This window comes from Chitinivibrio alkaliphilus ACht1, assembly GCF_000474745.1.
Lineage (GTDB): Bacteria > Fibrobacterota > Chitinivibrionia > Chitinivibrionales > Chitinivibrionaceae > Chitinivibrio > Chitinivibrio alkaliphilus.
The window spans coordinates 55,295-80,353 of record NZ_ASJR01000010.1 but is presented as its reverse complement, the minus strand read 5'-3'; the positions used below and the strand labels follow the sequence as shown (position 1 = coordinate 80,353).

Here is a 25,059-nt window from a genome sequence, read left to right as displayed (position 1 = left end):
GGTATTTTATATCGATTGAACGAGGGAGCATCTATATGCTCCCTTTTTTTATGAGAGGAGATTTGTGATATGGTGTTTTATATCTGTAAGGCGGAATGGCTTTGAAAGATATTTCGTATTCTCATCTTGAAGAATCGATGCAAGATCCCGTTCTTCCGTGTATCCACTTGTGATAAGAACAGGAATTCGCGGCTGTTTGTCACGAATGTGTGGAAAGAGCTCTGCTCCATGAAAATCCTCCAAGTGCATATCCATAATCACAAGATCATAGGAATGATTACTCATAAGTTCAAGGGCACATTCTCCTGATTCGGCAAGGGAGTAGGTGTAGTTTTGAGTTTCAAAAAAGCGACTCAAGAAAGAGCGTATTGTTTTTTCATCGTCTATTAATAGTATTGTATAATGCAATAGAACCTCTCTTATCTCTCACCAATTCAAACTCTTATAAATATAGTCTTTGTGCAATGGTATGTCCATGCTGATTTATCAATTCCACGATGTCCATGATGTATTTTAACATGATATGGACGGATTGTCAAATGTGTATGGGTATTCATGAATAAAAATATTGAAATAATTGGGGCTAATGAACACAATCTAAAAAATGTGTCTGTTACAATCCCACGCGATTCCTTAACAGTTATTTCGGGGCTTTCCGGCTCTGGGAAGTCATCTCTGGCCTTTGATACGCTGTATTCTGAGGGACAGCGAAGATATGTTGAGTCCCTTTCATCCTATGCGCGCCAGTTTCTTGGACTACGGGAAAAACCGGATGTGCAATCGATTGAAGGACTTTCTCCGGCAATATCTATTGAGCAGAAAACAACGGGGCACAACCCCCGATCAACCGTCGCGACCATTACGGAAATTCACGACTATCTTCGCTTACTTTACTCCTCAATTGGAATCCCACACTGTTATTCCTGCGGGAAAATTCTGCAAAGTCAAACCGTGCAAGAGATCTGTGACAAACTCATGGATTTTTCTGACGGGACGAAATTTCAATTGCTTGCTCCTGCGGTATTAGGAAAAAAAGGCGAACACCGTGAGGTTTTTGAAGAACTACGTAAAGAGGGGTTTCTTCGCGTTCTTGTTGATGATACATCCTTTCTTCTCGATGAATCTGTGAGTTTGGAAAAGAATCGTAAACACTCAATTTTTGTTGTGATAGATCGTCTCGTGGTAAAGGAGGGGGTAGCACGGCGCCTTACTGATTCCTTAGAGACGGCCCTTTCCTTGAGTTGTAATAATTCTGTATATATTGATTTTCCTACCGATGATCGATCACGCATGGTCTTTTCTGAAAAACTTGCCTGTCCTGATTGTTCTGTGAGCTTTGAGAGTATTGAGCCACGAAACTTTTCATTTAACTCTCCCTTCGGGGCGTGTCCAAAATGCAACGGTCTTGGAAGAATTATGGAGGTGGATCCTTCTTTGGTAGTACCGCGGGATACGGTGAGTCTTTCCCGGGGAGCCATCGATCCTTGGAGAGGTGCCAAGAAACATACTCTCTGGAGCCGCAGGCTTTTAAAACGGCTCTGTACAGTTTTTGATATTGATATGACAGTTCCGTGGAAAGAGCTATCAAAGAAAGAGCAGGAACTAATCTTATTTGGCAATAAGGGACGTGAAGTGCCCTTGAAGGGGCATCGAAAGCCTTACGAAGGGGTTGTCCCCAATCTTCTACGACGATATAAAGAAACAGAGTCTGAATTTATTCGTTCATGGATTGAGTCATACATGAGTAGTAAAACCTGTCCAACATGTCAGGGAAAGCGTTTATCAAAGGAGAGTCTTTCTGTCTTTGTTGGGGGAATAGATATAGGAACACTCTCTTCATATACCATTCGTCGAGTAAAGGAGTTTTTTACAACCCTAGAGCTTTCTCCGAAGGAGGAGCATATTTCCCGGCAGATTCTTCGGGAGATTCATTCGCGCCTTGATTTCCTCTTGAATGTAGGGTTGGAGTATTTATCTCTCAACCGTATGGCTCAGACCCTTTCTGGAGGAGAAGCACAACGTATTCGCCTGGCAACTCAGATTGGTTCTCGTCTCACGGGGGTAACCTATATTTTAGATGAGCCGAGTATCGGTTTGCATCCTCGGGATAATTCAAAGCTTCTTGCGACCCTTTTTGCTCTCCGTGATCTTGGCAATACGCTTATTGTTATTGAACATGATCAAGAGACTCTGGAGCGGGCTGATTGGCTCATCGATATTGGGCCTCGTGCAGGAATCCATGGGGGAGAGGTCGTTGCGGCGGGAACCCCCAGCACTGTTATGACGGTGGAAGCATCGCTCACCGGTGCGTATCTTTCCGGTAAACGTGCTATTTCTCTGCCGGTTACACGGCGGAGCTTTTCTGACAAGAAGCTTACTGTTTACGGCGCTCAGGGTAATAACTTGAAACACATTACCGCTTCATTTCCTCTTGGGGTATTAACCTGCGTCACGGGTATATCAGGATCGGGAAAAAGTACTCTTGTGAACCAAACCCTCTATCCGTTGTTAGCGCGGGAGGTATCCAAAGCAAAGGTAACTCCCCTTTCATACGAACGGATAGAGGGGGTTGAGCATATCGATAAGGTCATTGATATCGACCAATCACCCATTGGGCGTACTCCTCGTTCAAACCCCGCTACGTATACAAAGATCTTTGATTATATTCGAGATCTTTTCGCCCAGCTGCCGGAATCAAAAATGCGCGGGTTTACCAAGGGGCGTTTCAGCTTTAATGTAAAGGGTGGACGATGCGAAGCGTGTAAGGGTGATGGTGTAATGCGCATAGAAATGAATTTTCTTCCCGACGTCTTTGTTGAGTGCGAGGTGTGTCATGGGAAACGGTATAATCGTGAAACATTAATGGTACAGTATAAGGGAAAATCCATCGCCGATGTGCTGGAGATGACCGTGGAAGAAGCCTTGTCTTTTTTTGAAGCACAGCCGCTTATTTATCGACGCTTGGAGGTGCTCGAGCGGGTTGGCCTTGGCTATATCCATCTTGGTCAACCAGCAACAACCTTATCGGGAGGTGAGGCCCAGCGCATAAAGCTTGCGGCAGAGTTAACCAAGGTTTCTACGGGAAAGACTCTCTACATACTTGATGAACCAACCACGGGGCTTCATTTTGAAGATATCCGTCTTCTCCTGGCTGTGCTCCAGGCTTTGGTTGAAAAAGGAAATACCGTTATTATCATCGAACATAATCTTGATGTGATAAAATGCGCAGATCATATTATTGATATTGGCCCTGAGGGGGGTGAAAAGGGGGGGAGCATCGTATGTTCTGGTACTCCCGAAGACATTGCTGCATGTGCTGAATCGGCAACTGGTGCTTATCTTGCGCCACTTCTCTAGGTGATTCCAGTATGGCTGATGTCGTTCAATAACTCTTTGATATTGATTGGTTTATCATAAAACTTTATATTCATCGTTTCAAGGTGCAGAATTTCTGTTTCCGAGATATTCCCTGAGATAACCATCTTTATGGCCCTCTGTCCTGTCGCTTTGATTACATCTAATCCGGATACTTTACCCATGTGCATATCTGTTATGAGGATATCCGTGTCGTGACACCCCTTGAGATATTTGATTGCTTCTTCAGGATTGTTATATGTGTCGACGGTACAGTCTATATCTGAAACAGCCAAATAGTCACGTAAAAGGTCGGTGATCTCTTCAGAATCATCAATTATACATATCTTCATGATGTCCCCCTTTTCTCTGTAAATCCTACGATTTTTTGCAAGATGAGGCAACAAAAAGAAAAAATATCTTGGAGGCTTTAGAAAATATGAGTAGTGAAAATGAGTCCGGGGAGTGTGTTTCCTCCCCGGTATTTCTCTTTATTCTTCTGTAACGGGTGTTTCCTCTGTATTGAGGGAGTCGTCTCCAGATGAGTCTTCTTCTTCCTTTGTACAGGACGTTACATCAATTACAGCGTCATCTTCAGCTAGATTAATCAATTTTACCCCTAGGGTATTACGTCCGGTAGTACTAATATGAGCTACTTCCGTACGGATAATAATACCCTTCCGTGTGATAATAAGAATGTCACCCTCTGGATCAGGGGCCATGACACTCACCACACTGCCATTACGTGGGCTCTGTTTGATATTAATAATGCCGACACCACCACGATTAGTAACACGATACTCGGAGAGGGCCGTGCGTTTGCCAAAACCATTTTCCGTTACCGTAAGAATTTCCTGCTCTTCCGACGTGAGGGTTACGGTACCGATAACATGATCTCCTTCACGGAGGCTGATACCGCGTACGCCACGGGTATTGCGCCCAAGGGGCCGAACCGTCTCTGCTGAAACACGTATGGCTTTCCCCTGGAGGGTTGCTATGACAATATACGCGTCATTGGTACAAAGGGATACTGATACCAGACGATCATCCTCATCCATATTTACGGAGTTAATACCAGTTCGTCTGATTTTCGCATAGGCACCAAGACTCTGTTTATTAATTGTTCCTTTTTGCGTTGTTTGAACAATATAGTGTTCCTCGGTAAATTCTTTTACGGGGATACACGCAGCTATTTTCTCATCGGGCAGAAAATCAATAATATTCACCAAGGGGCGTCCCTTCGATTGGCGTCCTGTTTCAGGAATTGCATAGACTTTGATGGAATAACATCGTCCGAAATTCGTAAAGAACAGGAGATTCGAATGAGCAGAGGCAACAAACATTGTTTCGATAAAATCGGAATCTTTTGAATCCATCCCTTTTACCCCACGTCCGCCTCGTCCCTGTGTGCGGTAGGTTTTGGCAGATGTTCGTTTTACATACCCTTCATGGCTCATGGTAATAACCATGTCCTCATCGGGAATCATATCTTCCAAGGATACTTCTGCCGTAGAATCAACAATGGATGTTTTTCGTGCACCACGGTATTCCTTATGCTCAGCAAGGGTATCCAAGTCGTCTGAGATAATAGCATACACACGGGACTCATTTGCCAATATATCTTTAAGATCCGCAATTTGTTCTTGAAGTTTTTTGAATTCCTCTTCAAGTTCAAGGCGCTGAAGTCCCGTAAGTCGGCGAAGGCGCATGTCCAATATTGCCTTCGACTGAATTTCTGTAAGAGAAAACCGGTCCATGAGAGATTGTTGTGCTTGCTCATCGTTGTCAGAACCGCGAATGATCTTGACAATCTCATCAATGTTATCTACCGCTACCAGTAATCCCTCAAGTATGTGGGCGCGGGCTTCAGCCTTTCTTAACTCAAATTCGGTACGACGGGTAATCACAGAAAAACGATGTTTTACGAAATGAGATATTAGTTCTTTAAGATTTAAAAGTTGCGGTTGGCCATCTACAAGGGCAAGATTGTTAATACCGAAGGTGCTCTGAAGCTGCGTATATTTGTAGAGTTTATTGAGAACGATATCTCCAAAGGAGTCTTTTTTGATACCGATAACGATGCGCATTCCCTTTCGGTCTGACTCATCACGTACAAAGGATATGCCGTCAATTTTACCATTGCGTACTTGCTCAACAATCTTTTCAAGCATGGTTGTTTTATTGACCATGTAGGGGATTTCCGTGATAATAATCTGCTCACGGCCACCACTTTCTTCAACCTCTGCGCGAGCGCGCATTAATACTTTCCCCCGACCTGTCTTATAGGCATCATAAATTCCTTTTCGCCCATAAATAATACCACCCGTGGGAAAATCTGGGCCGGGAACAGTTCTGATAAGATCCTCGATATCAATATCGGGGTCCTTAATATATTGCTGGATAGCCGAGCGAAGTTCCAGGTAGTTATGGGGAGCCATGTTTGTCGCCATACCAACGGCAATCCCCGTAGAACCATTGAGGAGAAGTTGCGGGACCTTTGCAGGCAACACCTTAGGCTCTTCCGTTGATTCATCATAATTGGCTTGAAAATCGCAGGTGTCTTTCTCCAAATCATCAAGCATATCTTCAGCACTTTTTGTGAGACGACACTCGGTATACCGCATTGCGGCAGCAGAGTCGCCATCAATGGAGCCAAAGTTTCCCTGGCCATCTACGAGGGGGTAGCGAAGCGAGAAATCTTGGGCCATACGTACAAGGGTGTCGTATACAGCACTGTCACCATGGGGGTGATATTTACCGATAACGTCACCAACAACACGGGCACTTTTCTTATAACTTCGTGTATGAGAAAGGTTCAGTTCTCCCATGGCAAAGAGTACGCGACGGTGCACTGGTTTTAACCCGTCCCGCACATCGGGTAATGCCCGTGAAGTTATCATACTCATGGAGTAGTCAAGATAGGACCGTTTCATTTCATCTTCAATGAGAAGATACGAATCATTGAGATGATCACTCATGTAGTCTCCTTGTCAAAGGAATTATGCAAATTAATAGTAGCTGTAGCATTGATGGTGTCCATGCAGGTTGCATCAATGGTAAGTGGTGTAACTGTGGTATATCCGCAGGCATTGGCCCGAATATCATAGGAAATATCCTCTTCAATTTCAACCATTTTTCCTGTCACAAAGTGCAGAGGAACTCCCATATGATCTTTTGTTTCGTAACTGTCGTTATAGTAGGCAAGACTCTGACGGCAAAATTTCCACTGATTTTGATCTGTTTTTGCACTGGGAAAGTTGATGTTGTACAGATGCCGGCTTCGTGGACGGAGCAACCCCTGTGCATCAAGGGTCATGATTAATTGATGAGCCCGTTTTGCAAGACTTTTCATTGAGGCAGCTCCCTTTGAAGGGGCGGATATTGCGATGGCCGGAATGCGCCAAAACACCCCCTCACGAGCCGCACCGACAGTACCGGAATAAAAGCCCGCAATGCCAAGATTGCTTCCGTGGTTGATTCCAGAGATAACGAGGTCAGGCGGTTCATCGAGGAGAGTTGCCAAGCCGATCTTGACACAATCTGCAGGAGTCCCCTGCACAATATACCCGGCATCTGTAGTGGTATAGGCCACGCCTTCCCGATAGGTAAAGCTATGACTTTTCCCGCTCTGTTCTTTTTCCGGAGCAATAATATGCGCTATATATGACTCTGAAAGGGTTGAAAAAAGTTCTTGAATGCCCTCTGCAGCGTATCCATCATCGTTTGTTAGAAGTATGGTTTTTCTTTGGCCATGGTTATATATCTAAGTTACTCACCTTCTTGGCATTGTCTTCAATAAATTTTCGTCGAGGCGGAACTTCTTCCCCCATGAGCATGGTGAAGATTCTATCAGCTTCTACCACATCTTCCAAACGAACTTGGAGAACCTTTCGTGTCTCCGGATTCATGGTTGTGGTGGCCAATTGATCTGGATTCATTTCCCCCAAGCCTTTAAAGCGTTGATACGTTACCTTTTGATTTGGGTGACGTTGTTTAAACTCTTCAAGGGCAGCATCATTAAAGAGGAACTCTTCCTTTTTTCCGGCCTTTGCTTTATAGAGAGGCGGGCAACTTTTGTACACATAGCCGCTTTCAATGAGCTCTGGCATGTGTCTGAAGAAAAAGGTGAGCAGGAGGGTACTAATGTGGGCTCCATCAACGTCAGCATCAGCCATGATAATAATCTTATGATAGCGTAATTTGCTCATGTTAAAATCTTCACCAAACCCCGTGCCAAAGGCTTGTATCATGGCCTGTATTTCGTCGTTGGCAATAACCTTATCCGGTCGTGCTTTTTCAACGTTGATAATCTTTCCTTTAAGAGGAAGAATGGCCTGAGTTTCACGGGAGCGTCCTGATTTTGCTGACCCGCCTGCAGAATCACCCTCAACAATAAAAATTTCAGATTTCGCCGGGTCTTTTTCAGAGCAGTCTGCAAGTTTACCCGGAAGGCCACCACCATCCATGACACTCTTTCGTCGAGCCAGTTGTCGTGCTTTTCGTGCAGCTTCACGGGCTACGGCAGAGTTTATACTTTTTTCAACGATCTTCTTTGCGATCTGCGGGTTTTCTTCAAGGTAGGTAACAAGGTTTTCCCGAACATTCTGCGCAACAAGTTTTGTGACACCTGAATTTCCAAGTTTCTGTTTTGTCTGCCCTTCAAATTGCGGGTCCGTAAGCTTAACGCTGATAACCGCAGTCATGCCTTCACGAAGATCTTCACCGCTTATCTTAATATTCTTTGTTTTGAGAAGTCCATTATCATCAATGTATTTCGTAAGAGCTCGAGTCAGTCCTTGGCGAAACCCCGTGAGGTGCGTACCACCTTCGCGGGTGTTAATATTGTTAGCAAAACTAAAGATGTTTTCTTTATAGGTATCATTATACTGAAATGCCACTTCTATTTCTAAGTCTTCACCAGCGTCATCCTTCCCCGTATAGATAAAATGAACGGGTTCTTCGTGTAGAGGATGCTTGTTTTCATCGAGGTATTCGATAAATGAGACAAGCCCACCCGGATAGGAGAAGTGATGCTCCTTGTCAGCTTCACGTTCATCAAAAAGGTTGATGGTAATACCCTTGTTGAGGAAGGCAAGTTCACGCAGACGTTGGCTAAGGATATCGAAACTGTACTCAAGGGTTTCAAATATTTCATGATCGGGGGTAAAGGTGATGATTGTTCCTGTTTTATCAGTTGTGCCAATCTCTTGTAATTCTTCGGTTTTTTCACCGCGCACAAAATGCATGGCATATATCGTACCGTTACGATAAACCTCGGCATAGAATTTAGCCGAAAGAGCGTTCACACAGGAAACACCAACCCCGTGCAGACCACCGGACACCTTGTAGTTTGAATTGTCAAATTTACCACCTGCGTGGAGTGTACACACCACCAGTTCAAGGGCGGACATGCCCTCCTCTTCGTGGTAATCCACAGGAATACCGCGGCCATTGTCCTGTATGGTAATTGAATTATCCCGGTGTATTGTTACATCAATTGTATCACAATATCCAGCAAGGGCCTCATCAATGGAGTTGTCCACAATTTCATAAACAAGATGGTGTAAGCCGGCACTACTGGTGCTACCGATGTACATGGCAGGTCGCTTGCGAACTGCCTCAAGCCCCTTCAGGCTCTTTATATTTTCGGCGTTGTAATTGTTTTCCCCCATGAGTGGTACATTCCTTTGGTTCAAAGAAAGATAAATTTACCCGGTAATATACGTTATGACGCGTTTGAGGTGATACGGAGAGAAGAAAAAGTAAGCCCCTTCAGAAGGAATTTTTACTGTGGCGAATATGATATGCTGAATGCGTCTTTCTTTCGACGAATGGGGAATTATCATTGCAAGAGAAAAATAATAAGTCATACTATGCTAAAAACATTTTAAGATGCGGGTGGAAACCATGTCACAGCACCATACAGCAATTGTTGCATCCTTATCAAATCTTCATGGCCTTTTACGAGAAAAACTTGCCGGGCAAGATATCGCCGTCGATACAATTATGGAATGTCTAGAGGAACTTGATGGTATTTCCGGGGCACCTGCAGCCTATTACAGCAAGGTGGAGCGTTTTCGCAATTTATTTGCTCTCACGCAGAAGGATGATAGTTCTTCTGAACGTGCATGGACGATGCTTTTCCGCGGGGTTGAGGATCTTTTTGAATCTCTGGGAGGTGTCCCTGAATCTTCAAAAGAAGTTCGGGATGATGCGAGTGCAGAAGAGCCTGTCTCTTCCGAAGGTAGTGAAGTGCAAAGTCCTGTGTATAGTTTTGTAAAAAAACATCGCGATCGCCTTGAGCTCTTGGCTGAGCGTAGTTTTGACCTGGATCTCTCCGATACGGAGGCGGTAAAACGGGTGCAGGAAATTCTTTCGTTTTTTCTACTGCATTTATGGATTTTGAGCTTCCATCGTACCATGCTCCTCTCATGGCTGTGGAAAATGAGATAGAGCATAATCCAGACTTTGATACAGAGACGCTCTTTCGGGTGTACTTGCTGTATAAAGAGAAGTTTGAACTTTTGGAAGAGGGGATATTTGAGGAAATTAGCGATGAGGAAACGGCCGCTCTCTTTGAAGTGGCTGATCAAAGCAATCCCTCCGCCGAGGGGTTTTCCTATGATGTTGTTGATATTCCGGAAGAAAATCAGGATCTCTTGTATCAGTTTATCATGGCGCAAAAAGATGCCTTGGACACATTTGAGTCTGCTGTGTATGAGTATGAGAACAGTGGGGCTGATCTTGGAGAAATTCGTGGTCTTATACATACCTGGAAAGGTGAGTTTGGTGTCTTAGGATTACAGTATTTTGCTGATTTACTTCACCGGATAGAAGATGTCCTTGATCGATTTTCTCAAGAGGTTTCCACAGATGCCCTTTACACCCTCCTTGATTTTTTGCGCCAGATTAATCGAAAGCTCGAAAAGAGTAAAGAAGAGGTACACGTTTATACTCATGAACGAGATAAGCTGTTGAGCTTTTATGAGATTGATCAGGGCACGACCTCTTCTGATGAAGAGCTGCAAGAGGATGTGCCAACTACTGCTTCTGATCAAAGGGATGACTCGGCCTACCCTCTTTCCGGAGATCACGACTTAATTGTTGGATTTATTGAGGAATCACGGGAGCATTTGGAGAAAGCTGAGGGAGAAGTTCTTTCTCTCGGGAGCTGTGCTGAAGAAGATCTTGAGCGTATTGATACGGTTTTTCGCTGTTTTCACACAATTAAAGGGGTGGCGGGGTTTCTCTATTTTACCCCGGTTCAAGAGCTTGCTCACGGTCTTGAAGATGCCATGAGCGGTATTCGTGAGGGGACACGTCAATGTGATGACTCCTTTACCGATTTGCTTTTGGGCGGCATTTCACAACTCCAAATATTTCTTGAGCATATTGAAAAGGGATTGCAGAGTGGTGAGTACACTGCTCCTGAAAAATACGAAGAATTTATGGAGCATCTTTCCGCCTTTCTTTCTCATGAGAATACCTCGGATGCCCGTGGGGAAGAACAGGACGGTACCGTTTCTTCTCCCCCTCACACGGAGAACACCTTAGAACAAGAGAACCGTGAGAATTCTCATGGTACTTCTGAAATAGATGAATCCCCTTCTCCAGACTCTGAAGAGACCTCTGAACATATCTCATCGGTTCGACCGAAGACAGAAAACGACCGTGTACCCACTACTGCCGAAAAAAGTAGTGTTGCTTCAGGGAGGAAAAAGACAGCTGTGTCAGAGACAATCCGTGTACCTGTAGATCGTCTTGATTCGCTTATCGCATCCATTGGAGAAGCTGTTATTGCACAATCTATGGTGTTTGCCGATTCTCAGGTGGCGGACGCAGAATTGCCTGCATTAACAAAGAAGATAACCCATGCAGATCGTATTATGCGTCAAGTGCAGGAGCTTTCCATGTCTCTTCGCATGGTGAGTATTCGCCCAACGTTTCAGAAAATGGCCCGGTTGGTGCGTGAGCTCTCAAAGAAATTTAATAAACCTGTAGAGTTTGTTATGGAAGGAGAGGATACGGAGATTGATAAATCTCTTGTGGAAAGTATCGGAGACCCCCTTATACATATGGTACGGAATTCGGTTGATCACGGCATTGAATCAGATGTGTATGAGCGGGAAAGCAACGGAAAGAGCGCAACAGGACGCATCACCCTACGGGCATTTCACCGATCCGGCAGCATCTTTATTGAAATAGAGGATGATGGTCGTGGATTAGATCGGGATGCTATTTTAGCAAAGGCAGAACGGATGAACCTGTACAAACCCGGTCAAAGCATCTCTGATAAAGAGTGTTTCCAGATGATTTTTGCACCGGGGTTTTCTACCAGTAGTGAGGTAACGGATGTCTCGGGACGTGGGGTGGGCATGGATGTTGTACAACGCAATATTAGACAGTTACGGGGAGCCATAACCATTCATTCAGAGAAGAAGGTGGGTACCCTGTTTTCAATTCGTTTGCCCCTTACCTTGGCAAGTATTGACGGAATGATTATTGGGTGCGGTGAAAAACGTTTTATTATTCCCAAGTTATCTATTGTTGAAACATATCGATCAAAGGAAGATGAGATTAAGAATGTGGCGGGAAACCATGGAAAAATGGTTTTTTTTCGTGGCGAACATATTGTTTTTTGCACCTTGCAGGATCTCTTTCTCTCTTCTTGTGATGGGAGTACATTTTCGGGTATTATCATAGTTGTGGAAGATCTCAATGGCGAACGTTTAGCCCTTGGGGTAGACCACATTATAGGACAGCAGCAAGTGGTTATAAAAACCATACAGGGAATCGGTCATATGCCGGGAGTAACAGGCGGGGCTATTATGAGTGATGGCAACGTGAGCCTTATTCTTGATATCTCAGCTATTTTGGCCATGGCAAAGGGACGAGAATAATGATTCAGGGATTGGTGTATGGGTAGAAAAATTGTAAATGTCTCAGATATGAAGTACAGTACGAGTGCTTCAGATCTTATCGTAACCTACTCGCTTGGTTCATGTTTGGGGGTTGCTGTATATGATCAAGCTGCACGGGTGGGAGGAATGCTTCACTTTCTCCTGCCTTCATCTCGGCTCAATCCGGAGAAGGCTAAAAACAACCCCTACATGTTTGGCGATACGGGTATTCCTCGTTTGTTTCGTACGCTCTATACTCATGGTGCAAAAAAGCAGAATATGCGTGTTGTTATTGCTGGAGGGGCCATGATGTATGAGAGTTCTTTTACAGAGACCGGGAAGCGAAATATTATGGTTGCCAGAAAGATTTTCTGGAAAAACAATATTTTTATTGATGCTGAACATGTGGGAGAGAATATGCCTCGAACCCTCTATTTGGATATGGTTGAAGGTGAGACGTGGATCACAAGTAGGGGCAATAAATTAATTCTTTAATAGTATGGGAGTGCGACCATGGCGTATACAATCTTGATAGCCGATGATTCCGAAGTTATTCGAGGGTCTTTGGAGAGAACCATCGGTATGACCCGTTTACCGGTAAAACACATTATTTCCGTGGAAGACGGTGCTCAAGCGTTGAAGGTTTTGCAAGAACAGTGGGTTGATATCCTCTTTACGGATATTCATATGCCGAACATGAATGGGGTTGAGTTAATTACACGGATGCACGAGTCCTCTGATTTAGCACAAATTCCCGCGGCGGTGATATCATCTGAGGCGAGTCAAAAGAGAATTGATCAACTCACCGCCTTGGGGGTATGCGGGTATATTAAAAAACCCTTTACTCCAGAAAAAATACGCGCCCTTATACTGACTACTTTGGGAGGTTGGGATGAAGCAGAGTGATATACGAGCAATACTTGAGAGAACAGCTGGTGTGATTCTTGAAGAGTCGGCCTATCTCTTTACCGCCCTACTTGATGAAGGGGCTACCCCTGATGTTGCAACATGGGACGCCCAGGGGGCTGCCGTATCGTATGAAGATGAAGATAAAACGGTACATGGGGAGGTTCATCTCTGGTACCCTCCGGGTATTTCAACCATTGCAGCAGCAAATATGCTTGGCATCGATGAAGGAGACGAGCGTGCTGTGTCGAAGGGAGATGATGCTCTTCGGGAAATCTTAAATATCGTAGCTGGAAATGTTCTCAGCTCTATTTATGGAGAAGATATACTTTTTAATCTCACAGTTCCGTATCGTCTGGATCGGGATGTTCTCATGGATGATGAAGCCAGTGAAATGCGAGCATGGCTTGAATCGGAGGATTACCCCCTGCTCTGTGTATTTCATGAGATACAAAGTAAATGATACGGGTACTTGTTATTGACGACTCTGCCATGGTTCGTCAGGTGCTGCGGCGAGAGCTTTCAAAAGAACGGGATATACAGGTAGTTGGCGTAGCTCCCGATCCATATGTTGCCCGTGAGTTGATTATTAAGACAAAGCCTCACGTATTGACCTTGGATATTGAAATGCCCCGCATGGATGGTTTAACCTTTCTGCGGAAAATAATGAAATATCATCCTATCCCGACAATTATTGTAAGTTCTCTCACCAGTCGAGGGAGCAAAATAGCCCTAGATGCTCTGGAGTATGGTGCCTTTGATATTATTACAAAACCGGGGGTTGCCTATAGTGTTGCCGATGCAATAGAAATCATTGTGCGTCAGATTCGCGCTGCTTCTGTGGCGGATATTTCACGTCTTACGGCACGGCGAAATCGATCTGAACGCCAACCTCAACGCTACTCCTTGGCACGGACAACACAGAAAGTGGTGCTTATTGGAGGTTCCACGGGGGCAACCATTGCCTTAGAAGAACTTCTCCTTCCCATGCCTCCCAATGCACCGGGGATGGCCGTGGTTATACACATGCCGCCAGGGTTTACCTCATCCTTTGCAAAACGCCTTGACTCCATGTGTGCGGTGCAGGTGCGTGAAGCAGTCCATGGAGATCAGATCCTTCCGGGACGGGTGCTCCTGGCTCCAGGCAATTATCATATGGAAGTCCTGCGCCGTGGGGCAGGATACTATGTGAGACTTCATCAAAAAGAACGCTTGTTTTACCAACGTCCCTGTGTGGATCTTCTCTTTCGTTCAGGTGCTCGATATATTGCTCCAAATGGAGTAGCTGTTATGCTTACTGGTATGGGCAAAGATGGTGCTTCTGCCATGGGGGAGTTTGTACAGGCGGGGGGAAAGGCCCTTATTCAGGATGAAGCATCCAGTATTGTTTGGGGAATGCCCGGTGAAGCATTTAAACAAGGGGTTTCACGCACTACTATACCTTTGCAGCAGATGGCTCGTGCCATCTTACACAGTGTGACTGAATAGTCTTCCTTTAAACTCCGCAAGAAGAAGTGTCTATTATGTATATTATACAGGTAGTATTTATATAAAAAGAGGAGTTGTCCATGTTTCGTGCAAACGAAGTGTGTGAAAATGTATACTGGGTTGGTGTTATTGATTGGAACCTCCGGAATTTTCACGGATATTTGACACAGCGTGGTTCTACCTATAACTCATATCTGATACTGGATGAGAAAATAACCTTAATTGATAATGTGAAAGCTACGTTGCAGGACGAGTTTTTGGAGCGCATTGCGTCAATTATTGATCCCTCAAAAATTGATATTGTGGTTCAAAACCATGTTGAGATGGATCACTCCGGTTCACTTCCTAAACTCATGGAGTATTGCCCCAATGCAACCATTTATGCTCCTAAAAAGGGGGTGGCTGGGTTGCGTGAACATTATCAGGGTACATATTCGTATGTAGAAGTGAAAGAGGGAGATCACCTGTGTATTGGTTCACGGAATATCCATTTTATTCCTACGCCCATGGTGCACTGGCCGGACAATATGGTTTCCTATATTCCGGAAGATAAGATCCTTTTTTCCAATGACTCTCTTGGACAGCATATTGCAACGGCTGAACGTTTTGATGATGAGGTTCCTTCCGATATCGTCATGGAGGAGGCGGCAAAGTATTATGCTAATATTGTTATGCCGTACAGTCGTCAGGTGAAAAAAGAGTTGGCCGCTGTGGAAAAATTAGATATATCCGTGGTCTGTCCGAGTCACGGGGTTATTTGGCGTTCCCATATCTCTGATATTATTTCAAACTATCATTCCTGGGCAAATAATTGTACGTCACAAAAAGCTTTGGTTGTGTATGATACCATGTGGGGGTCAACAGAACGTATGGCACAGAATATTGTCCAGGGGTTTGAAGAGCTTGGAATTCCTGCAGAATTATGTAGTGTACAACATACGCATCGTTCTGATATTATTACAAAAGTTCTGGATGCTGAGTATATCTGTGTCGGTTCCCCAACTCTGAATAATAATATGCTTCCTACAATGGCAGCTTTTTTGACCTATCTTAAGGGGTTGTCTCCCAAAAAACGCACGGCCTTCGCCTTTGGTTCCTATGGATGGGGAGGGCAGAGTGTTTCCTTGGTTGAAGAGGAGTTGAAAAAATGTGGGTTTACTCTTCTAGAGAGCATTTCTACAAAATATGTGCCCGACGATGAAGATCTTCGGGAGCAACGTGAACACCTTGTAACACAAATGAAACAGGTCTTACCACAGGAGGAAAAATGATTTCTGAGAATATTCAAGCGGCCTTAAACAGACAGATTAACAAGGAGTTATACTCCGAGTATCTCTATCTTGCCTATGCAGCATTTTTTGCAGAGCAGGATCTGCCTGGTTTCGAAAACTTTTTTCTTGTGCAGGTACAGGAGGAACATTTTCATGCCATGAAGATGTGTTCCTATCTGCAAGAGCGTGATGGGCGGGTGACGCTTGAGAAGATTGATGCACCTGAGATTACTGCACAAACACCGAAGGATGTTTTTGCTGCAGTACTTGCGCATGAGCAGTTTGTGACAGCCTCTATCAATGAAATTGTTGGGTACGCCGTAGAAGAAAATGATTTTGCCACCAAAAGTTTTCTTGACTGGTTTGTAGACGAACAGGTAGAAGAGGAAGATTCCATGCGGACAATTCTTAAAAAAATTGAACTTGTTGGTGAGCAGGGGCATGGACTGTTGCAGCTTGACAAGGAGTTTGCCCAGCGAACTTTTACCCCACCGACACAATAACAAGGAGATAATATGCTTTCCAAAAAGATTGAAACAGCCCTTAATGAACAAATACAGAAAGAACTTTTCTCAGAATATCAATACCTTGCCATGGCTGCTTATTGTGCAGATGAAGATCTTGCAGGGTTTGAGAATTTCTTCATGGTACATACTCAGGAAGAACGCTTTCATGCAATGAAAATCTATCGGTATATTCTTGATCGTGGAGGCAAGGTTTCTTTGCGTCCCTTGGAAAAACCGCAAAATGAGTTTTCTTCTCTTATTGAAGCTTTTGAAATAGCACTTTCTCATGAAGAGTTTGTTAGTAAATCAATTAATGAACTGGTTGATCTCGCAATAGAAGAGAAAGACCACGCAACACGAAGTTTCTTAAATTGGTTTGTGGATGAGCAGGTTGAAGAGGAAGATCTCTTTTCCACTGTGCTAAACAAACTGAAACTGGTGAAAGGTGATGGGCACGGTATACTCATGCTTGACGAAGAGTATGCGGCGCGCACCTTTTCCGGCGAAGAAGAATAATACGCACCCCCGCACCCTGGTTTTCAGAGTGTGGGGGAACTGCTATTTTTTCGCCATTTCGTAGTGTAGAATGGGGTCACATTTTCCGGGAAACTTTTTTGTAACCGGTTCACTGCATCCCTTTGCTGGGGAGTAAGATTCACAGTCTACGCAAACAGCATCAAACCATTCCTCTGTAATTCCTGGAGGAATATTTTTTTCTCCCGTGGTTGTTTGCCCAAGGTGGGGAAGCTTTTCTGTAATTTCTTGAACCATGGCAGAAAGTTCTTCCACAGCTTGTGGAGGCATTTGCTGCGCGGCAAACTGTGTGTACAGAGAGAGGGCTTCTGCGATAAGTGCCTGTTCTCGTTCATCAAGATTCATGAGTACCATCCTTTGTTTTTCTTAGCCCGGGGGCCATTGCAGTGATCGTTTTCCAATAAGATGAATATGGAGATGGGGTACACTTTGCTGTCCATCATCACCAGAGTTTATTACCAGGCGGTAGCCGCTCTGGGTAAGATGATTTTTTTCAACTAGATGAGATATGGCTGAAAAGAGGGCCTCACGAATGGGCGAATCATTTTCATCCATGGAGTGCAGATTTTCCATATGTTTTTTAGGAATAATGAGTATATGGAGAGGGGCAACTGGGGTTATGTCTTCAAAGGCGCAACAGAGGTCTGTTTCATAAACAATCTTTGCGGGAATATTTCCCGCCGCTATTTTGCAGAAAAGACAGTCATTCATGAGCTCTCTCCTTGTTCAAATTCTTTCTCAATTTTTTCAACAATATCTTGAATAACCCATCCGGGGGTAGATGCACCGGCTGTGATGCCGAGGTTTTCTACCCCCTTGAGCTCTAGGGGGTTCAGTTCATCTGCATCTTCAATATGAAGGACACGCTTGTTTTTCTCCCCGGCGATTTCTGCCAGACGGAGGGTGTTTGCACTATGCTTTCCTCCAACCACAATCATCATATCGGTAATATCACGTAAACTGATTACCTCGTTCTGACGTTCACTTGTGGCTTTACATATTGTTTTTTCAACGGCTATTTCTCTCTCGGGGAAGGTCTGAAAAATCTCTTCCACAATGGCATCAAAGTCGGCAACACTGAAAGTGGTTTGTGATACAATACAGAGGCGATGGCTATGAGAAGGTATCTTCGCAACTTCTTGAGGAGAGTTAATTAAGATGCCCCGCTCCTTTGCATACCCCATGAGACCTCGTGTTTCTGCGTGGTCCTTGTCTCCAGTGATAACGATCGTAAAGTCACGATCAATATATTTCTGAATAACTCGATGTACTTTTTTAACCATCGGGCAGGTTCCATCTATTATCGTACAGCCCTGACGGGCAAATTCTGCTTCTTTTTCGGGAGGAATTCCGTGGGCACGAATAAGAATGCTTTTGTCCTCTGGAGAAGTATCATCGGTAAGACTTTTTATATTATTCTGCTCCAGCATTGTAATGGCCTGCGTATTATGTATTAGGGGACCAGGAGTGTAAAGTCGTTTTTCCCCGTTGTCAGAGTGGGTGAGGGCAAGACGTACCGCTCGCTCAACTCCCATGCAGAAACCTGCTGTTTTTGCGACAATTATATTCATTACCACCTCGTTTTTTAGTCTATACAGAAAATACTATTTTGTTGCTTCGCGGAGGAGATATTTAGATGCGGTCATGTTCCCACTTTATCTCCCTATGTCGTTTCACTGCAACAATCATGTTAATGTGGCCGCTGTTTACGCCTGTGGGATTCCACTGAACCCGAAGGTCCCAGCTGTTGAGGTCTGCAAGAAGTGATACTTCTTGATTTATAAAGTTATTTTCCTGAAACGACCAACGTCCACTCCACTGCATTTGCCACCGATGGGAAAAGCGAAACCGTGCCCGTGTTGAAAGGGTATAGGTTTGTTCTTGCTGAAAGGGGCGGTCTATGTCATCACGACGGAGGCTGATCCGATACGTGGGAGATATGTCTAAGGACCAGTCTGTGTCAGTGGCGTGGGCTCCTCCAAGGTAGGCGGGAAAAAGGGCATCATGAAATGTGAATAGATCGCCACTCCATATATCTCCTGATACGCCCGGAACAGAGGGGGTAAAGGAGATATCGTGGGAGAGAGCTTCGGGAAAAATCAGCTCTTGGGACGTGTTGTACGGTGTGTATCTACCGCGGTATGTTAGGGATAGGTGCGAATGTGGTATGGTTGCTCGAAAATCAATGGGGCTGAATTTTTCTTCCTCTGCTTCTAAATTATACTGCCCCCGAAGAGAGGTGTTAAGAAGGGTGGCCCTGCGTGGAGATTGATCTTTGTTTTGTTGAATGCGGGCGTCAAAATTGTTGTCGAGGGAAAAGGTGAGGTTTTGTTGTCGATCTGTTGCTCTTGCAGAGGGTAAAATGCCTGGATAACGGAAGGTATTGATCTCTTCAGGTACAATTGTGTATCCAACTCGCGGAGTTATGGTGTGACGAATTCCTGTGATAGGTCCTACCTTGAGCGGAAAAATGCCATAGATATTGGTATGAAAATCAATACCGGCAGTCCACCACGTTGTGGTAGCATCTTGCACATCATAGGCGTCCTCTCCCAGGAAAAGTGTATCATAGCGTTCTACCACAGCCAACGAATCGCCCCGACTCACTTTATAAAATGTAGAATCGTCCCTGGTAATGAGACTGTCGTCGGGAGTATGTAGAGATGGTGAGTTGAAATATTCTTCACTGGACAGGGTATCCCACAGGGCTATGAGTGTATCTTTTTGCACCATGGTTGTGGTGTCCCAGTATGATGAAAAGGTTGATTGCTGTACCGTAAAACGGGGGAGGCATGAAGATTGTTAAATAGGGTGAGTTGTCCTTGCACCGGCAGAGTATGATGTATTCCTGCTTCAGTTGTTTCTTCTTCCTCCTCTTCACGATATATTTCCGTGGTCCGTGAAAGTCCTTGTGCCGAATATGACCAAGTAAGGCTACTCTCTTCTAAAAAGGGGAGAAGGGGATAGTTTCCCGTGGAAAAACGCAGATGCGGTAAGGTTTGGGTGCGCTCTTGTCGGTAGAAGTCCTCACGGCGCTCCCAAGACGCACTGGTGTGGCCGGAGAGGCGGTGCATGCGTTTTTGCAATGTAAGCTGAGAGCGTGTTGTTTGGCGCAGAAAATCGGTGGTATCACGAAAGTAGTCGCTGTAGTAGCGGTTGTCAGAGACAAGCTCTCCGCTTCCCCGGAGAGAAAGACTGTGGTCAGGAAGGAAGTGTTGTGAGTGTTCATATGAAAGAGACCATCTTTGGGAACTTCCACCGTAATAATCATCGAATGACATATCGGCAGAAAGGTTTCCTCGGAGGCGATTTCTTAAATGGTATCGTGTTTCCCCTCTTAACTGATAGTGCTCAAAGTCATTTATTCTCCCTGCCATGGTAAAGTCAATATACGGGTTTTCTCCCCAATAGTACCCAATATTATCAACATACCCAGTGCCTGCAATACCAACACCCCATCGAGGGGTGAGCCAACCTGATCTGCGATCATCATCAAGGGGGTATATGAAAAAGGGAAGGCTTACCACGGGAGACCGCTGTACTTCTAAAACCACAGGGCGTGCAAGGGCTTTTTCATCGGGGATAAGCTTAAACTGCGGTGAAAAGAGAGTGTATTGTGGCGGACGGGTAAAGCTGGTTGTATATCGTCCACCGGATATATAGATTGTGCCTGTGGAATCTCGTGCCATTTCATCGCCTCTATAGAGGGCACTATCCTGTATATCAGAAAAGCGTGCTTGTCCAATTCTGCCTCGGTTTTCACGGATATGATATTCAATATATTCACCGTACAGAGTGTCGCCGGAGTCAATCAGTACGGGGGTTCCGTAGGCTTTAAGGATTTCCGTTTCCAGATTGTAGTGTATCTGTTCAGCAAAGAGGTGTACAGAGCCATGGGAGAGACGACCATTGCCGTGCAGTTCGATGCGTGCTTCTTTGAGACCGTAGTGAATGCTGTCTGCTTGGTAGGAGAGGGTGTCTTCTCCATGCAGGGGGGAGAGGCACAATAGGAAGAGAAACCATGTGAGTACCTGGATGAAGTGTGACAGGGGTGGTAGGGGGTATCTTCCCCTACCTGAAATGAGGATAGAGCTCTTAGTCTGCACAGATTACGCTGAGGGTCTCTCGGGCAATCATTAACTCTTCGTTCGTGGGGATAACCAGAATACGAACAGGAGAGTCCACCGTTGCGATATCAACGACTTTCTTCGCTCCGTTCAGATCTTTGCTTTTTTCTTGGTCGATAAACATCCCCAGAGCGCCCAAGCCTTTACAAACCTCTTCCCGAGCAAAGGAGTTATACAGCCCAATGCCTCCGGTGAAGATAAGCGCATCAACATTACCGAGGGTAGCGCTGTAGGCACCAATGTACTTTTTAATAGAGTAACAGAAGGTTTTATATGCAAGGACAGCCCGATTTTTTCCCTGTTTCACAGCGTGCTCAATATCCCGCATATCGTTAGAGATCCCCGAGAGGCCGAGGAGTCCGCTTTGCTTGTTGATGAGCTGATTCACTTCGCCGGAAGTCATTTTTTCGGAGTCCATCAGATGGAGAATAACCGCAGGGTCGATACTCCCAGAGCGGGTCCCCATGATAATTCCTTCGGCGGGGGTCATACCCATGGAGGTGTCAACTGATTTCCCGTGTTCAATAGCACATACGGAACCGCCGTTACCAAGATGGCAGGTGATAAGCTTAAGATCTGTGTAGGAACGTTTAAGGTAATCGGCTGCCATAAGGGATACATAGTAGTGAGATGTGCCGTGGAATCCGTATCGGCGGATACGCTTTTTCTCATAGTATTCGTAGGGAAGCCCGTATAGGTATGCATGAGGGGGGATTGTCTGGTGGAAGGCGGTATCAAATATCGCCACTTGTGCTGCCGAGGGAAATACGCGCATTGACTCATGTATCCCCACAAGGTTTACAGGGTTATGAAGGGGAGCCAAGCTGGATACTTCTTCAATACCGCGTAATACATCATCCGTAATGAGAGTGGGGTGGCTGAATTTATCTCCTCCATGTACCACGCGATGCCCCACGGCAGTTATCTCTTGAGGAGATGAGATTATGCCAAATTCCTTCGATGTGAGAATCTGAATGATGGCATCAAAAGCGTCTTTATGGGTACCCGGTTCAAGTTCTCGTTCAATCTCTGTTTTCCCGGCATTGTATTCAAGTCCCATGGGGACAGCAGTCCCAATACGGTCAACCTGCCCATCCACACTGTTTTCCATGTCTTCTGTATTAAAAAACGTATATTTAAGTGATGAAGATCCACAGTTTATGACCAATATTTTTTGCGGGGTTTTTGTAGTAAGCTTGAAGCCATAGGGGTCGTTTTTTTCTTGACACGATGTGTGTTTCTCTATGCCCGGAATAACTTTCCCAAGTTTGTTAGACATTACCTCAACAAGATGGTTGAATGCCTTAATGTCAGAGAGGATTTTTTTCTTGAACACGGGGATGGGAATTTCCAGGGCAAGACAGACATCTTCGGCCGTGATTGTTGCATAGGCGGTGGCCCGGGTAATTGTGCTCACTTCACCCATGAGAGAACCGGCATGGAAATGGTCGAAGATTTTTTCTTTTCCGTCATCGGAGATCAGACTCACCCGAACACTTCCCCGAAGAAGGATGAATACGGCGGGGGTTTTTTCTTCAAATTCGAGTATGTACTCACCTTTTTCAAAGGTTTCCAATTGTGATTCTTCTACAATATCTTCCAGAACATCTTCTGAAAGAATTGAGGCAAGTTTACACTGCTCTTTGAGAAGCCCGATAATTTCATTTTTATCCATACAACCATAACCCTTTTATTGATAAAACTCTGCTTTGGGAATATACTTCATTTTTCTTCGTGTTGGCATAGGGAGAAAAAAAATACCACCACTGTTATTGTGAAAAAAAACACATCTGTTTTTCCATCTTAGTACTTTAATAAATAAAAATCATCAAGTATATTTAGGCATAACGAAAAATATAACTCCCTGGAGTACTAATGTCGAATCGTATGGTTGAGAGAGCCGCAGATAATATTCGGGCCTTAACTGTTGCAATGGTTGAAAAAGCATCATCGGGCCATCCCGGTGGAGCCATGGGTGGTGCTGATTTTATGTCGATCCTTTTTTCGGAATATCTCCGTTTCGATCCAGATAATCCACACTGGGAATTCCGCGATCGCTTTTTCCTTGATCCAGGCCATATGTCCCCCATGCTGTACTCCACCTTGTATCTCACGGGGCATTTTGAAAAAGAAGATCTCGAATCTTTCCGCCAGTGGGGGAGCAATACTCCCGGGCATCCAGAGCTGGATGTTGCTCACGGTATAGAAAATAGCTCCGGCCCCCTTGGTATGGGGCATGCCATGGCTCTCGGTTCTGCTGTGGCAGAACGATTCCTGCGTGCTCGCTTTGGAGAGTGGATGGGGCATACCGTGTATACCTATGTTTCCGATGGGGCTATTCAAGAAGAAATTTCTCAAGGGGTTGGGCGTATAGCGGGGCATCTTGGAATGTCAAACCTTGTCATGTTCTTTGATTCTAACGATATTCAGCTTTCTCACACAACAGATAAAACGTATAGTGAAGATACTCAGGCAAAATATGAGAGCTGGGGATGGGACGTTTTTGTTATCGATGGACACGATTACTCTGCCATTCGTGGTGCCCTTGATTCTGCTCAGAAAAGCACAAAGCCCGTATTAATTATTGGTAAGACAGTTATGGGAAAAAAGGCTGTTGATGCAGCGGGTAATTCCTTTGAAAAGCAGGTCTCTTCCCATGGGCAGCCACTTTCTAAGGCTGGTGCAGATATTAATAAAACCCTGCAGAACCTTGGTGCTGACCCTGCAGACCCCTTTGCGATTTTTCCTGAGGTGCAGACGTATTTTGAGAGCGTTCTTGAGAATAAACGTAGGTCTGTAAAAGATTTTTCTCTGCGCCAAAAAGAGTGGGAAGAGGCAAATCCTGTTCTCGCACAACGTCTTACCCGATATCTTGCTGGAGAAAAAATTGAGATTGATTTTTCAACTATTTCCGTTAGCCCAAACAGTGCGACACGGAATACATCCGGAGAAATCCTGGCTCATCTTGCTGGTACCATAAACAATATGATTGTTTCTTCGGCGGATCTTTCAAATAGTGATAAAACATCGGGGTTTCTGGACAATTGTGGTGGCGAGTTTACCCGTGACGATTTTTCCGGAGCATTTCTACAGGCCGGTGTATCAGAGCTTACCATGGCTGCGATTATGAACGGTCTTGCCTTGCACGGAGGTATGATACCTGTCTGTGCCACCTTTTTTGTGTTTTCCGATTATATGAAACCTGCAATCCGTCTGGCTGCACTTATGGGGCTTCCAGTGCGATATATATTTACCCATGATTCTTTTCGAGTTGGTGAAGATGGACCAACACACCAACCGGTAGAGCAAGAGGCGCAAATCAGATTGCTTGAGAAAATGAAGAATCTTGAAGAGGAACGTTCCATAACGGTGTTTCGTCCCGCAGACAGTGCTGAAACACTGGCGGCGTGGAGCTATGCATATTATAATGATGCGCACCCAACGATACTCATACTCACACGGCAGAATGTCGCAGATCTTCCTAAGCAGAAGGAGCGTCTTACAGAAGGGTTCCAGCTTTCTCATGGAGCCTATACGGTGTATCCTGAGAAAACTACATCTCTTGATGTGGTTCTTCTTGCTAACGGGTCAGAGGTGTATCTTCTCGTTGAGGTTGCCCGCGCCTTGGAAGAAAAAGGGGTGGGAGTGCGTGTTGTATCAGCTCCTTGCGAGGGCTTGTGGGACGAGCAATCCACATCGTATCGTGACTCTGTTTTACCCTTCGGTGTACCTGTTTTTGCCTTGACAGCCGGACTGAAAACTGTCTTCGACGGTATGGTTGGCCCCTTGGGGATGACCATGGGTCGGGATGGTTTTGGCAGATCAGCTCCATTCTCTGTACTGGATGAAAAATTTGGCTACACCTGCGATCAGGTTGTGCCTCATGTAGAAGCGTACCTACAAGAATATCGGGAGCTGTGTAACAAGATCGGACAATGATTCACCAGAGCGGGGAAACCCGCTCTGTACGGGA

At 45.0% G+C, this 25,059-nt stretch carries 22 protein-coding genes and 1 pseudogene; 11 read left to right on the top strand and 12 right to left on the bottom strand.

Annotated elements, in window-relative coordinates; translation table 11 throughout:
* Positions 1–48 precede the first annotated feature (48 nt).
* Positions 49–408: a response regulator gene (locus CALK_RS06395; RefSeq protein WP_022636852.1), complete on the bottom strand. Its 360-nt coding sequence runs from the start codon at positions 406–408 to the stop codon at positions 49–51.
* Positions 409–555: 147 nt separating this feature from the next.
* Between CALK_RS06395 and uvrA the strand changes: the two genes are divergently transcribed.
* Positions 556–3,357, top strand: a complete 2,802-nt coding sequence (uvrA, locus tag CALK_RS06390; RefSeq protein WP_022636851.1) for an excinuclease ABC subunit UvrA — start codon at positions 556–558, stop codon at positions 3,355–3,357.
* Here uvrA and CALK_RS06385 read toward each other — a convergent pair.
* The 4 genes from CALK_RS06385 to gyrB form a co-directional block, all read right to left on the bottom strand.
* Positions 3,354–3,707 (bottom strand): response regulator, encoded by a 354-nt coding sequence (locus tag CALK_RS06385; protein WP_022636850.1) that lies wholly within the window; start codon positions 3,705–3,707, stop codon positions 3,354–3,356. The genes uvrA and CALK_RS06385 overlap by 4 nt on opposite strands.
* Before the next feature lie 138 nt (positions 3,708–3,845).
* Positions 3,846–6,332: a DNA gyrase subunit A gene (gene gyrA, locus CALK_RS06380; RefSeq protein ID WP_022636849.1), complete on the bottom strand. Its 2,487-nt coding sequence runs from the start codon at positions 6,330–6,332 to the stop codon at positions 3,846–3,848.
* Positions 6,329–7,090, bottom strand: a complete 762-nt coding sequence (gene surE / locus CALK_RS06375) for a 5'/3'-nucleotidase SurE (RefSeq protein WP_275574370.1) — start codon at positions 7,088–7,090, stop codon at positions 6,329–6,331. The genes gyrA and surE overlap by 4 nt, the downstream gene beginning before the upstream one ends.
* Before the next feature lie 19 nt (positions 7,091–7,109).
* Complete coding sequence (gene gyrB / locus CALK_RS06370; RefSeq protein WP_022636847.1) at positions 7,110–9,026, bottom strand: DNA topoisomerase (ATP-hydrolyzing) subunit B; 1,917 nt, start codon at positions 9,024–9,026, stop codon at positions 7,110–7,112.
* Between the two features lie 235 nt (positions 9,027–9,261).
* Here gyrB and CALK_RS06365 point away from each other — a divergent pair, with 235 nt between their 5' ends.
* The 9 genes from CALK_RS06365 (at position 9,262) to CALK_RS06325 (ending at position 16,941) form a co-directional block, all read left to right on the top strand.
* Positions 9,262–9,807 carry a hypothetical protein gene (locus CALK_RS06365; RefSeq protein WP_022636846.1) on the top strand — a complete coding sequence of 182 codons (546 nt, stop codon included), beginning with the start codon at positions 9,262–9,264 and terminating at the stop codon, positions 9,805–9,807.
* Positions 9,750–12,254 carry an Hpt domain-containing protein gene (locus CALK_RS06360; RefSeq protein ID WP_081698038.1) on the top strand — a complete coding sequence of 835 codons (2,505 nt, stop codon included), beginning with the start codon at positions 9,750–9,752 and terminating at the stop codon, positions 12,252–12,254. Before CALK_RS06365 ends, CALK_RS06360 begins: the two co-directional genes overlap by 58 nt.
* 18 nt (positions 12,255–12,272) lie before the next feature.
* Positions 12,273–12,749 carry a chemotaxis protein CheD gene (locus CALK_RS06355; RefSeq protein ID WP_022636844.1) on the top strand — a complete coding sequence of 159 codons (477 nt, stop codon included), beginning with the start codon at positions 12,273–12,275 and terminating at the stop codon, positions 12,747–12,749.
* Between the two features lie 18 nt (positions 12,750–12,767).
* Positions 12,768–13,160 (top strand): response regulator, encoded by a 393-nt coding sequence (locus CALK_RS06350; RefSeq protein ID WP_022636843.1) that lies wholly within the window; start codon positions 12,768–12,770, stop codon positions 13,158–13,160.
* Entirely contained in the window at positions 13,147–13,623 is a 477-nt protein-coding gene (locus CALK_RS06345; RefSeq protein ID WP_022636842.1) for a chemotaxis protein CheX, read from the top strand. The genes CALK_RS06350 and CALK_RS06345 overlap by 14 nt, the downstream gene beginning before the upstream one ends.
* Entirely contained in the window at positions 13,620–14,648 is a 1,029-nt protein-coding gene (locus tag CALK_RS06340; RefSeq protein ID WP_022636841.1) for a protein-glutamate methylesterase/protein-glutamine glutaminase, read from the top strand. Before CALK_RS06345 ends, CALK_RS06340 begins: the two co-directional genes overlap by 4 nt.
* Positions 14,649–14,728: 80 nt before the next feature.
* Positions 14,729–15,919 carry an FprA family A-type flavoprotein gene (locus CALK_RS06335; RefSeq protein ID WP_022636840.1) on the top strand — a complete coding sequence of 397 codons (1,191 nt, stop codon included), beginning with the start codon at positions 14,729–14,731 and terminating at the stop codon, positions 15,917–15,919.
* Positions 15,916–16,422: a ferritin gene (locus CALK_RS06330; protein WP_022636839.1), complete on the top strand. Its 507-nt coding sequence runs from the start codon at positions 15,916–15,918 to the stop codon at positions 16,420–16,422. Before CALK_RS06335 ends, CALK_RS06330 begins: the two co-directional genes overlap by 4 nt.
* A gap of 12 nt (positions 16,423–16,434) precedes the next feature.
* Complete coding sequence (locus CALK_RS06325) at positions 16,435–16,941, top strand: ferritin (protein ID WP_022636838.1); 507 nt, start codon at positions 16,435–16,437, stop codon at positions 16,939–16,941.
* A gap of 42 nt (positions 16,942–16,983) precedes the next feature.
* Here the strand turns inward: CALK_RS06325 and CALK_RS06320 are convergent, their stop codons facing one another.
* From CALK_RS06320 to CALK_RS13425, 7 genes and pseudogenes are all read right to left on the bottom strand, one after another.
* Complete coding sequence (locus tag CALK_RS06320; protein ID WP_022636837.1) at positions 16,984–17,304, bottom strand: hypothetical protein; 321 nt, start codon at positions 17,302–17,304, stop codon at positions 16,984–16,986.
* 21 nt (positions 17,305–17,325) lie between these two features.
* Entirely contained in the window at positions 17,326–17,670 is a 345-nt protein-coding gene (locus tag CALK_RS06315; RefSeq protein WP_022636836.1) for a histidine triad nucleotide-binding protein, read from the bottom strand.
* Complete coding sequence (gene ispH / locus CALK_RS06310) at positions 17,667–18,530, bottom strand: 4-hydroxy-3-methylbut-2-enyl diphosphate reductase (RefSeq protein WP_022636835.1); 864 nt, start codon at positions 18,528–18,530, stop codon at positions 17,667–17,669. Before ispH ends, CALK_RS06315 begins: the two co-directional genes overlap by 4 nt.
* Positions 18,531–18,591: 61 nt before the next feature.
* The gene (locus tag CALK_RS06305; RefSeq protein WP_022636834.1) at positions 18,592–19,692 is read right to left on the bottom strand and encodes a putative LPS assembly protein LptD; all 1,101 of its coding nucleotides are present in this window, start codon (positions 19,690–19,692) and stop codon (positions 18,592–18,594) included.
* Positions 19,668–20,966: an LPS-assembly protein LptD gene (locus CALK_RS06300; protein WP_022636833.1), complete on the bottom strand. Its 1,299-nt coding sequence runs from the start codon at positions 20,964–20,966 to the stop codon at positions 19,668–19,670. The genes CALK_RS06305 and CALK_RS06300 overlap by 25 nt, the downstream gene beginning before the upstream one ends.
* 88 nt (positions 20,967–21,054) lie before the next feature.
* Positions 21,055–22,257: an acetate/propionate family kinase gene (locus CALK_RS06295; protein WP_034637111.1), complete on the bottom strand. Its 1,203-nt coding sequence runs from the start codon at positions 22,255–22,257 to the stop codon at positions 21,055–21,057.
* A gap of 159 nt (positions 22,258–22,416) precedes the next feature.
* A pseudogene (locus CALK_RS13425) lies at positions 22,417–22,761 on the bottom strand (Crp/Fnr family transcriptional regulator); the annotation flags it as partial.
* A 200-nt stretch (positions 22,762–22,961) separates the two neighbouring features.
* Between CALK_RS13425 and CALK_RS06290 the strand changes: the two are divergent.
* Complete coding sequence (locus tag CALK_RS06290) at positions 22,962–25,025, top strand: transketolase family protein (protein ID WP_022636831.1); 2,064 nt, start codon at positions 22,962–22,964, stop codon at positions 25,023–25,025.
* Positions 25,026–25,059 lie beyond the last annotated feature (34 nt).

Bases quoted from the DNA above. Each gene is read 5' to 3' on its own strand.
- uvrA (WP_022636851.1), top strand. From the start codon at position 556: ATGAATAAAAATATTGAAATAATTGGGGCTAATGAACACAATCTAAAA.
- CALK_RS06385 (WP_022636850.1), bottom strand. From the start codon at position 3,707: ATGAAGATATGTATAATTGATGATTCTGAAGAGATCACCGACCTTTTA.
- gyrA (WP_022636849.1), bottom strand. From the start codon at position 6,332: ATGAGTGATCATCTCAATGATTCGTATCTTCTCATTGAAGATGAAATG.
- gyrB (WP_022636847.1), bottom strand. From the start codon at position 9,026: ATGGGGGAAAACAATTACAACGCCGAAAATATAAAGAGCCTGAAGGGG.
- CALK_RS06365 (WP_022636846.1), top strand. From the start codon at position 9,262: ATGTCACAGCACCATACAGCAATTGTTGCATCCTTATCAAATCTTCAT.
- CALK_RS06360 (WP_081698038.1), top strand. From the start codon at position 9,750: ATGGATTTTGAGCTTCCATCGTACCATGCTCCTCTCATGGCTGTGGAA.
- CALK_RS06355 (WP_022636844.1), top strand. From the start codon at position 12,273: ATGGGTAGAAAAATTGTAAATGTCTCAGATATGAAGTACAGTACGAGT.
- CALK_RS06350 (WP_022636843.1), top strand. From the start codon at position 12,768: ATGGCGTATACAATCTTGATAGCCGATGATTCCGAAGTTATTCGAGGG.
- CALK_RS06345 (WP_022636842.1), top strand. From the start codon at position 13,147: ATGAAGCAGAGTGATATACGAGCAATACTTGAGAGAACAGCTGGTGTG.
- CALK_RS06340 (WP_022636841.1), top strand. From the start codon at position 13,620: ATGATACGGGTACTTGTTATTGACGACTCTGCCATGGTTCGTCAGGTG.
- CALK_RS06335 (WP_022636840.1), top strand. From the start codon at position 14,729: ATGTTTCGTGCAAACGAAGTGTGTGAAAATGTATACTGGGTTGGTGTT.
- CALK_RS06330 (WP_022636839.1), top strand. From the start codon at position 15,916: ATGATTTCTGAGAATATTCAAGCGGCCTTAAACAGACAGATTAACAAG.
- CALK_RS06325 (WP_022636838.1), top strand. From the start codon at position 16,435: ATGCTTTCCAAAAAGATTGAAACAGCCCTTAATGAACAAATACAGAAA.
- CALK_RS06320 (WP_022636837.1), bottom strand. From the start codon at position 17,304: ATGAATCTTGATGAACGAGAACAGGCACTTATCGCAGAAGCCCTCTCT.
- CALK_RS06315 (WP_022636836.1), bottom strand. From the start codon at position 17,670: ATGAATGACTGTCTTTTCTGCAAAATAGCGGCGGGAAATATTCCCGCA.
- ispH (WP_022636835.1), bottom strand. From the start codon at position 18,530: ATGAATATAATTGTCGCAAAAACAGCAGGTTTCTGCATGGGAGTTGAG.
- CALK_RS06305 (WP_022636834.1), bottom strand. From the start codon at position 19,692: ATGGTGCAAAAAGATACACTCATAGCCCTGTGGGATACCCTGTCCAGT.
- CALK_RS06290 (WP_022636831.1), top strand. From the start codon at position 22,962: ATGTCGAATCGTATGGTTGAGAGAGCCGCAGATAATATTCGGGCCTTA.